General features: G+C 75.3%; 10 protein-coding genes. 9 read left to right on the top strand and 1 reads right to left on the bottom strand.

Going from position 1 to position 13068, the window contains the following annotated elements; all coding sequences use genetic code 11:
- Window positions 1-107 precede the first annotated feature (107 nt).
- The 6 genes from ACFCV8_RS32210 to ACFCV8_RS32185 all read left to right on the top strand — a co-directional run bounded on the left by ACFCV8_RS32210 (window position 108) and on the right by ACFCV8_RS32185 (window position 9110).
- Complete coding sequence (locus ACFCV8_RS32210; protein ID WP_376689033.1) at window positions 108-752, top strand: GNAT family N-acetyltransferase; 645 nt, start codon at window positions 108-110, stop codon at window positions 750-752.
- Between the two features lie 104 nt (window positions 753-856).
- A complete protein-coding gene (cbiE, locus tag ACFCV8_RS32205) occupies window positions 857-2083 on the top strand; it encodes a precorrin-6y C5,15-methyltransferase (decarboxylating) subunit CbiE (RefSeq protein ID WP_376689032.1) in 1227 nt (408 codons plus the stop codon).
- Between the two features lie 332 nt (window positions 2084-2415).
- Window positions 2416-5880, top strand: a complete 3465-nt coding sequence (gene cobT, locus ACFCV8_RS32200; protein ID WP_376689031.1) for a nicotinate-nucleotide--dimethylbenzimidazole phosphoribosyltransferase — start codon at window positions 2416-2418, stop codon at window positions 5878-5880.
- Window positions 5881-6126: 246 nt separating this feature from the next.
- Complete coding sequence (gene cobA / locus ACFCV8_RS32195) at window positions 6127-7392, top strand: uroporphyrinogen-III C-methyltransferase (RefSeq protein WP_376689030.1); 1266 nt, start codon at window positions 6127-6129, stop codon at window positions 7390-7392.
- A gap of 100 nt (window positions 7393-7492) precedes the next feature.
- Complete coding sequence (locus ACFCV8_RS32190; protein WP_376689029.1) at window positions 7493-8326, top strand: TrmH family RNA methyltransferase; 834 nt, start codon at window positions 7493-7495, stop codon at window positions 8324-8326.
- A gap of 256 nt (window positions 8327-8582) precedes the next feature.
- Entirely contained in the window at window positions 8583-9110 is a 528-nt protein-coding gene (locus tag ACFCV8_RS32185; RefSeq protein WP_376689034.1) for a heme-binding protein, read from the top strand.
- 55 nt (window positions 9111-9165) lie between these two features.
- On the opposite strand, the gene ACFCV8_RS32180 is transcribed toward ACFCV8_RS32185, so the two are convergent.
- Complete coding sequence (locus ACFCV8_RS32180) at window positions 9166-10485, bottom strand: serine/threonine-protein kinase (RefSeq protein WP_376689028.1); 1320 nt, start codon at window positions 10483-10485, stop codon at window positions 9166-9168.
- Window positions 10486-11081: 596 nt separating this feature from the next.
- On the opposite strand from ACFCV8_RS32180, the gene ACFCV8_RS32175 reads away from it, so the two are divergent.
- From ACFCV8_RS32175 to ACFCV8_RS32165, 3 genes are all read left to right on the top strand, one after another.
- Window positions 11082-11288 (top strand): hypothetical protein, encoded by a 207-nt coding sequence (locus ACFCV8_RS32175; RefSeq protein WP_376689027.1) that lies wholly within the window; start codon window positions 11082-11084, stop codon window positions 11286-11288.
- Between the two features lie 225 nt (window positions 11289-11513).
- The gene (locus tag ACFCV8_RS32170) at window positions 11514-12485 is read left to right on the top strand and encodes a phosphotransferase family protein (protein ID WP_376689026.1); all 972 of its coding nucleotides are present in this window, start codon (window positions 11514-11516) and stop codon (window positions 12483-12485) included.
- A 68-nt stretch (window positions 12486-12553) separates the two neighbouring features.
- Entirely contained in the window at window positions 12554-12835 is a 282-nt protein-coding gene (locus tag ACFCV8_RS32165) for a zf-TFIIB domain-containing protein (protein WP_376689025.1), read from the top strand.
- The last annotated feature ends 233 nt before the right edge of the window (window positions 12836-13068 follow it).

The following is a 13068-nucleotide window of genomic DNA, read 5'->3' as shown; positions in this document are numbered from 1 at the left end:
CACCCCGTCAGGGGGGCGCGGGGCTCCGGCGTTCCGCCCCGGCCATGCGCGCGGAGCGGCCGATGCTGCATGCTGTGCCTTTAACGGTCTTCAGCATGGAGCTGCGCATGACTTCCACCTTTCCGGACATCTCCATCAGCACGGACCGGTTGGTGCTGCGCCCCTTCGACATGGTGGACGTCCCCGCGTACATCGAGATGATGAACGACGAGATGGTCACCGCCTGGACCGACGCCCCCCACCCCTACACCCGGGTCGACGCCGAACGCTGGGTCCGCAGGATCGCTCCCGCCCGGCGCACCGGCGGCGACGGCATCGTCCTGGCCGTCACCGAGTTCCTCACCCAGCGCCTCGTCGGCTCGGTCCGCCTGCACCGCACGGACTGGCGCACCCTCGCCACCGAGGCCTCCTACATCACCGCCCCCTGGGCCCGGGGCGAGGGCTACGCCACCGAATCCGTGCTGGCGGTGGCCCAGTGGCTCTTCCGCGACCAGGGCTTCGAGCGACTCGAACTGCGCACCGCCGCCGACAACACCGCCGCCCAGCAGGTCGCCCAGAAGGTCGGCTGCATCAGCGAGGGCATCCTGCGCAACGCCCGGATAGCACGGAGCCGGACCGACAACGGCACCGACGGCGGCTGGACGGACATCAGGACCGACCTCATCGTCTGGGGCCTGCTTCCCGAGGACCTCGAAGGCGTCGCCGAACAGCTCGCCGACGCGGGCGGCTACGGCTACAACGACTGGAACTGACGCGGAAGGGGCTGCCGCGCCCCGACGGCACGGACCGGGTACTCTCACCCTGCCCGCCCCTCACCCCCACCCCACCTGCGACGACTCCAGGAGACTGACGACACATGGCCGATCGGGTCACCGTGATCGGCTGGGACGGCTCGCCCCTGACGGAAGCGGCCGCGGCCGCCCTCTCGGCCGCCACGCTCGTCGCCGGAGCCGCCCACCACCTCCAACTCCCCGAAGTCCCGGCGGACGCGGAACGCATCCGCCTGGGTTCCATCGACCTCGCGGCCCGCCGGATCGCCGGCCACCGCGGCAGCGCCGTGGTGCTCGCCGACGGGGACCCCGGCTACTTCGGAGTCGTCCGCACCCTGCGCGCACCCGAGCACGGGCTGGAGGTCGAGGTCGTCCCGGCGGTGTCCTCCGTCGCCGCCGCCTTCGCCCGCGCGGGCATGCCGTGGGAGGACGCCCGCACGGTCGTCGCCCACCCCCGCACCCTGCGCCGCGCCGTCAATGTCTGCCGCGCCCACCACAAGGTCGCCGTCCTCACCTCGCCGGGCGCCGGACCCGCGGAGCTGGCACTGCTCCTCGAAGGGGTCCACCGCACCTTCGTCATCTGCGAGGAGCTCGGCACGGCCCGCGAACAGGTCACCGTCGTCACCTCCGACAAGGCCGCCGACCACGCCTGGCGCGACCCCAACGTGGTCATCGTCATCGGCGGCGGCCCCGAACCCCGGGCCGCCGGGGCCTGGATCACCGGCCGCCAGCCCGACCATCCGCACGGCGTACGCGGCTGGGCGCTGCCCGCCGAGGCGTACCCGGAAGCGGCCGCCGGGGGCGGCGAGGGCGGGGCCCCCGGGCTGCGCGCCGCCCAGCTGGCCCGCCTCGGTCCCCGCACCGGCGACCTCCTCTGGGACATCGGCTCCGGCGGCGGGGCCCTGGCCGTGGAGGCGGCCCGCTTCGGCGCGGCGGTCCTGGCGGTCGACAGCGACCCGGCGGCCTGCGCCCGTACCGCGGCGGCGGCACGCGCGTACGGCGTGCAGCTGCAGGTCGTCGAGGGCCGGGCGCCCCACGTACTGGAACGGCTGCCGGAACCCGACATCGTACGGATCGGGGGCGGCGGGGTGCCCGTGGTCACCGCCGTCACCGACCGGCGGCCGGAACGGATCGTGACCCACGCCTCGACGCGGGACGAGGCCGAGGCGCTCGGCGCGGCCCTCACCGAGAACGGATACACGGCCCGCTGCTCGCTGCTCCAGTCCGTCGAACTCGACACGGCCGCGTGGTCGGAGCGTGAACGCTCGGTCGTGTTCCTCCTCTCGGGCCTGCGCTCCGACCTCGCCCCATGAGCCGGGCGGTGCATCGCGCGAGGTAGGCTGGCCGATTGTTGTACCGCACCCGGACGTTCGTCGCTTCGCTCGTCAATGTCCGGAAAAGGGGACTGTTTTGGTTCCGGCTGTGGTACGGCGGAACCGGGGGACGCGCGACGTGGCGCAGTCCACAGCGGGCCGTGGCCAAATGGGCTGCCGCGGCGGCGAACGGCCGCGAGAATGCAGTATGTCCGCGACCGTTTCGTGCCGCGCGGGGAGCCCGCTCGTTGTTGTTGACGAGCACCGGCCCGCCGTGTTCGGGCGTCCCGGGCGAAGGGCCGAAGAAGACTGACGATGGGCGAGGGGTACGCATGAGTGACACCGGCCAGATCCCGGGTGAGGGACTGCCGGAGAACGCAGGCATGGTGGAGCAGCCGGGCGTCGCCGCCCCGGAGGCCTACACCTACCTCGCTCCCTCCGAGCCTGTCGTCGAGGACGACGACGTTCTTCTGATGCCGAGCTCGCAGGGCGGCTGGAGCGATCCGCAGCCCGTCCCGCCCCCGGTGTACCCCGAGGGCGCCGCCCACGCGCCGCTTCCCGCGCAGGGCGCCCACGAGGTCCCGCCCGCGGCGCAGCCGTACGTCCAGCAGGCCGGTGAGCCGCCCGCCCAGCCGCAGGGGCCCGTTCAGGTCCAGGCGCCGGAGCCCGTCCAGCCGCAGGCCGCGGAGGCGTACGCCGCCCAGCAGCCGGTGGCGGAGCCGATGCCGGCCGGCGGCCAGGGCACCCACGAGTCGGGCGGCCGTGACACCGGTTCGGTGGACCTGGGGGGTGTACGCCTCCCGTCGCCCGCCCCCGCCCCGGCAGCTCAGGCCCCGGCAGCTCAGGTCCCGCCGCAGGCGCCGGTGCGCCGGCCGCTGCACCGCGGCCCGGTCGCGGCCGACGGCTCGCCGACGTACGGCGGTACGCCGACCGGCGGCGTGGTGCGCTCGCTCGCCGACCGGGGGCCCGCGGGCGCCCCGCAGGCGCGTACCCGCGTCCGCGTCAAGGCACCGGTCAGCCCGCCGGCACCGCAGGCCACCGGCCCGGAGTACTTCGAGGCGCCGGGCGAGGACGCCCCGGTGCTGCCCGGCCCGCAGCTGGGGGAGGTCCTGCCGCAGGGCGGCACCCCGTGGGCCGCCCAGGCCCCGGCTCCGATGCCGCAGACGCAGCCGGAGACCGTACCCGCGGAAGCGGAAACGGTCGCCCCGGAGGCGGAAACAGCCGCCCCGGAGCCGGAGCCGGAACCCGTACCGGAGCCGGCCGCCGAGGCGGTGGCGGCCGTTGTGCAGCCCGTCGCCGAGGCCGTGGCCGAGGCCACCGCCGAGCCGGTCGCGGAGCAGGCCGTCGAGCAGATCCAGGCTCCGCAGCCGGCCCCGCCCGTCCCGGCCGTGCTGCCGGAGGCCGAGGCTCCGGTTGCCGGGGCCGTGCCCGTCGTCGAGTCGGCGCCGGAACCGGAGCCGGTGGTGGCCGAGGCGCCCGTGGCGGTTCCCGCCGAGGTCGCGGCGCCGCAGGAGACCACCGAAGCCGTCCCCATGGGCCAGTTCGTGCCTGTGGAGGGTTCGGTGCCGACGACCCCGCAGCTCGCCCCGACGCCCGCCGTGGAGCCCGCCTCCCAGGCGGAGCCCGAAGCGGAGGCCGAGCCCGAGCGCGTGCCGTTCGCCATGGAGCCCGTACCGGCCGCCCCGCCGGAGGCCGCGGAGGCCGTCGCACCCGTCGTGGCCGCCGAGCCCGAGCCCGTGGCCGCGCCCGCCGGAGCGCCGGAGCCGGCCGCCGCGCCCGCCCCCGAGGCCGGGACGCCGGTGGCGGCCGAGCCTGCGCCCGAGCCCGAGCCCGAGCAGGGCCCGGAGGTCATCGGGACACCGGACACCCCGGCCCCCGCGGCCGACGCGGAAGTGGCCGGGGCCGGGGAGCCCGCGCAGGCCGTGGACGCCACCGGGACCCCGGAAGCGGCGCCCGTCACGGAGCCGGAGCCCGTAGCCGTGACCGCGCCCGTGGCCGAGTCCGTGCAGCCGGAGGCCGAGGCCGAGCCCGAGGCGCCTGCGGCCGAGCCCGAGGCCCCCGTCGGTCCGCCCGCCCCCGGCTACGACGACGCGGAGCGCGAAGCGGTGCTCCGGGTCATGCGCGAGCGCCGCGACATCCGTAACGGCTTCCGCAGCGACCCCATCCCGCACGAGGTCCTGCTCCGCGTCCTGGAAGCAGCGCACACCGCGCCCAGCGTCGGCCACTCCCAGCCCTGGGACTTCGTCGTCATCCGCTCGGCCGAGACCCGCCGCTCCATGCACGAACTGGCCCAGCGCCAGCGCGACGCCTACGCCAAGTCGCTGCCCAAGGGCCGGGCCAAGCAGTTCAAGGAACTGAAGATCGAGGCCATCCTCGACACCCCGGTGAACATCGTCGTCACCGCCGACCCCACCCGCGGCGGCCGCCACACCCTCGGCCGCCACACCCAGCCGCAGATGGCCCCGTACTCCTCCGCGCTCGCCGTCGAGAACCTCTGGCTCGCCGCGCGCGCCGAGGGGCTCGGCGTCGGCTGGGTCAGCTTCTTCGACGAGCGCGAGATGGTCCGCGCCCTGGGCCTGCCCGAGCACCTCGAGGTCGTCGCGTACCTGTGCGTCGGCTACGTCGACGAGTTCCCCGAGGAGCCCGAGCTGATGCAGGCGGGCTGGTCCAAGCGGCGCCCGCTGTCCTGGGTCGTCCACGAGGAGACGTACGGCCGCCGCGCACTGCCCGGCGAGGAGCCGCACGACCTGCTCCAGGAGACCATCTCCAACATCCGCCCGCTGGACGCCAAGGCGCTCGGCGAGGCCTGGGAACGCCAGAAGCGGATGACCAAGCCGGCCGGAGCACTCGGCATGCTGGAGATCATCTCCGCGCAGTTGTCCGGGCTCTCCCGGGTCTGCCCGCCGCCGATCCCCGAGCCCGCGGCCGTCGCGGTCTTCGCGGGCGACCACGGGGTGCACGCCCAGGGCGTCACGGCCTGGCCGCAGGAGGTCACCGGCCAGATGGTCGCCAACTTCCTCGGCGGCGGCGCGGTCTGCAACGCCTTCGCCACCCAGGTCGGCGCCGAGGTGTGCGTGGTCGACGTCGGTGTGGCGATGGAACTGCCCGCGACGCCCGGCCTGCTGCCCCGCAAGGTCCGCGCCGGAACGGCCGACTTCACCACCGGCCCCGCCCTCACCCGCGAAGAAGTGCTCGCGGCGATCGAGGTCGGCATCGAGACCGCCCGCGACCTGGTCGCGGCGGGCAACAAGGGCCTGCTCATCGGCGAGATGGGCATCGCCAACACCACCGCGTCGGCCGCGCTGATCAGCGTCTACACCGGCACGGACCCGGCCGAGGTGACCGGCCGGGGCACCGGCATCAACGACGAGATGCACGCCCGCAAGGTGGACGTGGTGCGCCGAGCCCTCGAACTCCACCAGCCCGACCCGGCCGACCCGATCGGCGTGCTCGCGGCGGTCGGCGGGCTGGAGCACGCCGCGATGGCCGGGTTCCTGCTGGGCGGCGCCTCGCTCCGTACGCCCGTCATCCTCGACGGCGTCAGCGCGGGCGCCGCGGCCCTGGTCGCGCGGGCGATCGCCCCCGAGGCCCTGGCCGCCTGCATCGCGGGCCACCGCAGCGCCGAGCCCGGCCACGTCGCCGCGCTCAACAAGCTGGGCCTGCGCCCCCTGGTCGACCTCGACCTCCGTCTCGGCGAGGGCACCGGCGCGCTGCTCGCCCTGCCGATCGTGCAGAGCGCGGCCCGGGCGATGCACGAAGTGGCGACGTTCGACTCCGCGGGCGTCACCGAGAAGTAACCAGGCATCACCGCCACGCGGTGAACGGCCGTACCCGGCCCGGACCGGCGCCCCCGAGGCACCCGGTCCGGGCCGGTCGACCGTCGCGAGCCGAACGAGCCCGCCCGGTCCCTCCCGCTCCCGCCGGTCGCCACGCGTCCCGGCACACCCCGTATCGTGGCCTCACGCGCCACGAAACCGCACGTCACCGCCGCTCCACCGCCGCAGCGGCCCGCACCCCGCATCGCACGAGGAGTCCGCACCGCCATGGCTGAGCACGCCGAGCACGCCGATCACCCCGCGTACCCCGTCGGACTCCGCCTGGGCGGGCGCCGCGTCGTCGTCATCGGCGGCGGCCAGGTCGCGCAGCGCCGCCTCCCGGCACTCATCGCGGCGGGCGCCGACATCACCCTCGTATCGCCGTCCGCGACCCCGTCCGTCGAGGCGATGGCCGATGCCGGGGAGATCCGCTGGGAGCGCCGCCGCTACCGGGACGGGGACCTCGCCGACACCTGGTACGCACTCGTGGCCTCCGACGACGACGCGGCCAACGACGCCGCGTCCGCCGAGGCCGAGCGCACCCGCACCTGGTGCGTCCGCAGCGACAACGCCGACGTGGCCACCGCCTGGACCCCGGCCACCGGCCGCAGCGAGGGGGTGACCGTCGCCGTCCTCTCCACCGACGCCCAGGGCCGCGACCCGCGCCACTCCGCGGCCGTCCGCGACGCCATCGTCGAGGGACTGCGCGACGGCACGCTCGCCGCCCCCCACCACCGCACCCGCCCGGTGCCCGGAGTCTCCCTGGTCGGCGGCGGCCCCGGCGACCCCGACCTGATCACCGTGCGCGGCCGCCGGCTGCTCGCCGAGGCCGACGTCGTCATCGCCGACCGGCTCGGCCCGCGCGACCTCCTCGACGAACTGCCGCCGCACGTCCAGGTGATCGACGCCGCGAAGATCCCGTACGGCCGCTTCATGGCGCAGGAGGCGATCAACCAGGCACTCATCGAGCACGCCAGGGCGGGCAAGGCCGTCGTACGACTCAAGGGCGGCGACCCGTTCGTCTTCGGGCGGGGCATGGAGGAGGCCCAGGCACTCGCCGCCGAGGGCATCGCCTGCACCGTCGTCCCCGGCATCTCCAGCTCGATCTCCGTGCCCGGCGCCGCCGGAATCCCCGTCACCCACCGCGGCGTCGCCCACGAGTTCACCGTCGTCAGCGGCCATGTCGCCCCCGACGACCCGCGCTCCCTGGTCGACTGGGCAGCACTCGCCCGGCTCCGCGGCACCCTCGTGCTGCTGATGGCCGTCGACAAGATCGGCGCCATCGCGAAGGCCCTGATCGAGCACGGAAAGTCCCCGGACACCCCGGTCGCCCTGGTCCAGGAGGGCACCACGGCCGCCCAGCGCCGCGTCGACGCGAGCCTCGCGACCGTGGCCGAGCGGGCCGCCGCCGAGGACGTACGCCCCCCGGCCGTCATCGTCATCGGAGACGTCGTCGCGGTCGGCACCGGCACCACCCCGCTCCCCGCCGAATAGCGCCCCGGAGCGCCGCCCGCACCCCCTCCGAGTAACCAGCGGTAACAGAACTTCTCCCAAGCCGTTGGCACCGCACACCGGACAAGGCAGTATCGAACCCGTGGCTGATCTCATCACCGTCGACGACCCCGACGACCCCCGCCTGAGCGACTACACCGGACTCACCGACGTCGAACTCCGCCGCAGGCGGGAACCCGCGGAGGGCCTCTTCATCGCCGAGGGCGAGAAGGTGATCAGACGGGCGAGACACGCCGGGTACGAGATGCGCTCGATGCTGCTCTCGGCGAAGTGGATCGACCTGATGCGGGACGTCATCGACGAGGTCCCCGCCCCGGTGTACGCGGTCAGCCCCGAACTCGCCGAGCGCGTCACCGGCTACCACGTCCACCGCGGCGCCCTCGCCTCGATGCAGCGCAAGCCCCTCCCGGACGCCGACGCGCTGCTCACGACGGCGGACGGCGACGACCGCACGATCCGGCGCGTCGCGGTCTTCGAGGACATCGTCGACCACGCCAACCTGGGCGCCGCCTTCCGCAACGCCGCGGCCCTCGGCATCGACGCGGTCCTCCTCACCCCACGCTGCGCCGACCCGCTCTACCGGCGATCCGTGAAGGTCTCGATGGGCGGCGTCTTCCAGGTGCCGTGGACCCGCCTGGACTCCTGGCCCAAGGACGTCGAGGTGCTGCGCTCCGCGGGCTTCACGCTCGCCGCCCTCTGCCTGAGCGAACGGGCGATCACCCTCGACCAGCTCGCGGCGCGCGACCACGAGCGGCTCGCCCTGGTCTTCGGCACGGAAGGCGCGGGTCTCGCCCCCGGCACCCTGGCCGCGGTCGACGAGCACGTCCGCATCCCGATGGACGCGGGCGTCGACTCCCTCAACGTGGCCGCCGCCTCGGCCGTCGCCTTCTACGCCACCCGCCCGTCCGCCGCCTGACACCAGGGCCGGGCGTCCCCCGCCCCGGGGTCAACCGATCGGTTGACCCCGGCGTCGTCCGTCCCGCCCGCCACGAGGAGCCGGTACGCCGACGGGCCGGGGGCACTCACGGCCGCACTCTTGACCGGAACGGGACGGCAGCAGCCGACGGGTTCGGACGCCGGATTCCCCCGGGCGCACGGAGCCGCACCCCGCACCGAGCACAGGAGTGAGGCCAGTGACCGCAGTGAAGCACGCCAGGAAGACCTCGAAGCGGATGCGCATCGTCATCGGCGGCACGGTGGCCGGGGCCGTCGCCCTCGGTACGTTCGCCGTGGTCAACGCCAACGCCGGTTCCTCCACGGCCGCCGCACCCCGGACGGAGGCGGCGGGCAAGAACCTGACCCGGTCCACCCACCTGACGCTGGCCGCCGCCACCAAGGCCGCCCAGGCTGCGCTCGACGCGGCGAAGAAGGAGAACCAGCGGGTCTCGGTCGCGGTCGTCGACCGCAACGGCAACACGATCCTGACCCTGCGCGGCGACGGTGCGGGCCCGCAGGCCTACGAGTCGGCCGTGAAGAAGGCGTACACCGCCGTGTCCTGGAACGCCCCGACCTCCGAGCTCGCCCAGCGCCTGGCCAACGCCCCGACGCTGAAGGACATCCCGGGCACCCTGTTCCTCGCGGGCGGCGCCCCCGTCACCGCGAAGGGCGCCCCGGTCGCGGCCATCGGCGTGGCCGGCGCCCCCTCCGGCGACCTGGACGAGAAGTTCGCCCGGGCAGGCGTGGCCGTCCTGGGCCAGTAGGAGAACCGGCCGGGACCGACGCCGCCCGGGGCAACGGTCCCGAGCGCCCCGGACCCTACAGGCGCAGGCTCCGCGTCGTGCCGTTGCCGCCGGAATGGTCGGCGCCCATCCCGCGGGCGGGCCCCTGGCAGCCCTGGGCCACCGCGATACCGAGCGCCACCAGCAGCGTCACCACGACGAAGACGAAGAGCCGCTGCCGCAGCAGCCGCGGATTGGCCGGACGCAGCCCCGCCGACGTGGGACGGTTCCCCGGCCGCGTCCCCGGTCGGCCGTTCGCCGCGTTCGTGCCCTGCGGGCGCCTGCCCGCCCGGGTGGTGTCGCGGGGCGGCTGCCGGCGCGGGGGGCGCGAACCGCCGGTCCGGGGCGCCCCGGACCGCGACGACGGGGCGGGCCGACCGCCGTGCGACTGGGGCTGCGCCTGCTTCTGCGGACGGGGCGCGGGCGGTGCCGCCCGGCGCGTCTGCTGCTCGGTGTACGGGCCGTCGAGACGGCCGGTCGGCCGCTCCAGCTCCCGCGCGGCACGCTGGGCCGGAGGCCGGCTCTCGTGCAGTCCGTGCGCCTCGCGCGCGGCGATCTCCTTGAGCCGCATGGACAGTTGCAGCGTGCTCGGCCGCTCCTCGGGGTCCTTCGCCAGACAGGCGCTCACCAGCGGGGCGAGCGCGTCGTGCACATCGCGCAGCTGAGGCTCCTCGTGCACCACGCGGTACAGCATCACCTCGGAACTGCCGTGCCCGAACGGAGAGTCGGCGGTAGCCGCGTACGCCAGCGTGGCCCCCAGCGCGAACACGTCGGTCGCCGGTGTCACGGCCGCGCCCCGCACCTGCTCGGGCGCGAGGAACCCCGGCGAACCCACCGCCGTACCGACATGGGTGAGCGTGGAGGCCCCGGTCGCCCAGGCGATCCCGAAGTCGATGATCCGCGGGCCCTTGGGGGAGAGGAGGATGTTCGACGGCTTCAGGTCGCGGTGGACCACCCCGGCCTCGTGCACCGCCACCAGACCCTCCGAGAGCGCGGCCCCGATCGCGGCCACCTCGGCCGCCGACAGCGGACCCTCCTCGGCCACCTTGTCGTGCAGGGAGGGCCCCGGGACGTACTGCGTGGCGAACCACGGCCGGTCCGCCTCCAGATCCGCCGCCACCAGACGCGCCGTGCAGCCGCCCCGGATCCGCCGCGCGGCGGACACCTCGCGCGCGAAACGCGAGCGGAACTCCTGGTCCTCCGCCAGGTCCGGGCGGATCACCTTCAGCGCCACCCGCTGGCCCCGCCGGTCCGAACCCAGGTAGACGACACCCATGCCACCCGCGCCGAGCCGCCGGTGCAGCCTGAACGAGCCGACGAGACGCGGGTCCTCGCGCCGGAGCCGCATCATCGCCATGTCTGCCCATCCCCGCTGCCTGGTCCGCCTGACGAGGCACAGCTTACGTACCCGGCGCCCGGGGCGCTCAGAGGCCGCGCCCTCACCCGCCGACCGATTGTCGGTACGCGGCCCGGCCGCTGACGGACCGTACGACCGCCGTCGCACCGGGCCTCCGGCGGGCCGTGGCCCCAATCGGAGTGCGGCACACGGCGGTTGACTCCGTCCCGCCCCCGCCGCACGCAGGCCCCCGGCCCCGACTTCCACGACCCGGTGCGGCCCCCGCCGCCACCCCTCGGGACGGTCGCCAGGGGGCGGGCAAGGAGGAAGGGTGAGTGACATCACGGCCCCCGCCCGCCCCACCGGCCAACGGCTCCGGTGTCCCGACAAGTTCGCCCCGTCCCCTCGGGGATCTCCCCGGGCCGTGGCGTACCGGTCTCCACCCAGGGGAGTACGCCGACGGACCGGGGCTCATCCTCCGGGAGGCCCGGCAATCGGTACGCGGGCATGACGCCCGCACCGCCGCGCTTCCCTACTGTGGAGATCGAGCGGTGGGTGCAGCACTCGTCCCCCGAGGTCGTACGCCCGCCGCTCCACGACGAGTCAGGAGAGGAACCATGGCGGACACGGCGACGCGGACCACGATCCGTGCGGAACGCAGGGCGCACGCCCCGTTCGGCAGCCGTCCTTCGGCAGGTCCGCGCCACCCCCTGGTGGCGACGGCGATGGTTCTTCCCCTGGCGGCCCTGCTCGTGGTCGTCTTCGGCGGCTGGGACGCAGTGGTCACACAGGCGTCGTCCGTGGGCGTGATGCTGGGGCGCTGAGCGGCGCCCCGGGTCCGGAAGAGCGGTCCGGACCGGGACATCCGGCCAACAACCCCGTGGGGACGGGGGTGCGTCGGGCGGCAGCGTTTGTCCGGTCAGCTGGGGAGCTGACCGGACATCGCGCTGTCCGGGCCCGTTCGCGCCCCGGCCTGGCGCGCGTACGCTCATCGGCGGGCGCCGGTACGGACCGGGCCCCGCCCGCACCGTCCGCCACCGGGGGAGACCGTGACCACCGCAGTCGTACGCGCGCTCGGCGCCCTCGCCCACCGGGCGGCCCACGCGGACCCCCGGGAGTCCTGCGGCTGCCCGCCCCCGCGCGTGCTCGCGGACCGCGCGGACGGCACCGTCGTCCGCAGCGGCACCGTCGTCGCCAAGGCCCACGCCCCCGGCACGGACGCCCCGGGACTCCGCGGCCGGATGGCCCTCGCGAACGACCCGGGCCTCGCCGGGATCCTCCTCGCGCCGCTGGACCCCCGGCCCGCCGCGCCGCCCGCCCCGCTGCACGACCGCCCCGTCACCCTGTGGCCGCACGGCGAACCGGTCGACCCGGGCGACCCCGACGCCGCCCCCTGGGAGGAGGCCGCCGGACTGCTGGCCGCGCTGCACCGCACCCCGGCCCCGCCCGCCCTCGCCCTCCCGCCGATGCGCGGTCCCGCCAAGGCGGCGCTCGCCGTGGCCCGGATGCGCGCCGCCCGGCCGGACGACCCGGCCACCGCCCCGGTGCTCGGGGCCTGGCGGCGGCTGCCGGAGTGGGCCCGCGCCGAGGCCGCCCCGCCCGCGCACCGCTCCGGATTCCTGTGCCACGGAGACCTCCACCTCGGCCAGCTCGTCCGCCACCCGGCCCCGGATGGCCCCTGGCGGCTCATCGACATCGACGACGCCGGCCTGGGGGACCCCGCCTGGGATCTCGCCCGCCCCGCCGCCTGGTTCGCGGCCGGGATCCTGCCGCCCGACGTCTGGCTCCGCTTCCTCGAGAGCTACCGGGCGGCGGGCGGGCCCGCAGTGCGGCCCGGGGGCGACCCCTGGCCGGAGCTGGACGTACCGGCGCGGGCCCTGACCGTGCAGGCGGCCGCCCTGGCTCTCGCCAAATCCGCCGCGGAGGACCGGACTCCGGACGAGGTGGAGCAGGAGATGATCGACGCCTGTGCCCGAATGGCCTCCCTCCCGCCAGAGTTGGGTGCCCGGCACTCGTCGTAGGCTGGGCCGACCGCCGACGGGCATGCCGCCCGCCGACGGAGACCCGACGGCGAGGAGTGAACCGAACCATGCAGTGTCCCAAGTGCCACGCGCAGATGCACACGTACAACCGCAATGGCATACAGATCGAGCAGTGCAGTGGCTGCCGGGGAATCTTCCTCGACTACGGCGAGTTGGAGGCCCTCACCCGGATCGAGGCACAGTGGACGCAGCAGGCCCCGCCCGCACCGCCCGCGCCGCAGGCCTACCCGGCCGCGCAGCCGCCGGCCTGGGGCGCCCCGCAGTACGGAGGCCACCACGGCGGTCACTACCGCCACAAGAGCTTCGGCCGCATGCTCTTCTCGTCCTGAACGGACCGGCCCGCGGCGACCATCCCGCCGCGGGCCCGGAGCTCCCCGTCCACGGCCGCGGCCGCGGTACACCGGCGGGCGCCCATCGAACACAAAGAACCCCGGTCGTCGGAACGACCGGGGTTCTTGCTGGTGCGCGATACTGGGATTGAACCAGTGACCTCTTCCGTGTCAGGGAAGCGCTCTCCCGCTGAGCTAATCGAGTCTCTTATACAAATCTGACGATGCAGACG

The organism is Streptomyces sp. NPDC056347, assembly GCF_042262625.1.
Taxonomy (GTDB): Bacteria; Actinomycetota; Actinomycetes; order Streptomycetales; family Streptomycetaceae; genus Streptomyces.
This window is presented reverse-complemented; position numbering and strand designations above follow the sequence as displayed.

Coding starts and splice junctions, on each gene's coding strand:
- ACFCV8_RS32210 (WP_376689033.1), top strand. CDS start 108: ATGACTTCCACCTTTCCGGACATCTCCATCAGCACGGACCGGTTGGTG.
- cbiE (WP_376689032.1), top strand. CDS start 857: ATGGCCGATCGGGTCACCGTGATCGGCTGGGACGGCTCGCCCCTGACG.
- cobT (WP_376689031.1), top strand. CDS start 2,416: ATGAGTGACACCGGCCAGATCCCGGGTGAGGGACTGCCGGAGAACGCA.
- cobA (WP_376689030.1), top strand. CDS start 6,127: ATGGCTGAGCACGCCGAGCACGCCGATCACCCCGCGTACCCCGTCGGA.
- ACFCV8_RS32185 (WP_376689034.1), top strand. CDS start 8,583: ATGCGCATCGTCATCGGCGGCACGGTGGCCGGGGCCGTCGCCCTCGGT.
- ACFCV8_RS32180 (WP_376689028.1), bottom strand. CDS start 10,485: ATGGCGATGATGCGGCTCCGGCGCGAGGACCCGCGTCTCGTCGGCTCG.
- ACFCV8_RS32175 (WP_376689027.1), top strand. CDS start 11,082: ATGGCGGACACGGCGACGCGGACCACGATCCGTGCGGAACGCAGGGCG.
- ACFCV8_RS32165 (WP_376689025.1), top strand. CDS start 12,554: ATGCAGTGTCCCAAGTGCCACGCGCAGATGCACACGTACAACCGCAAT.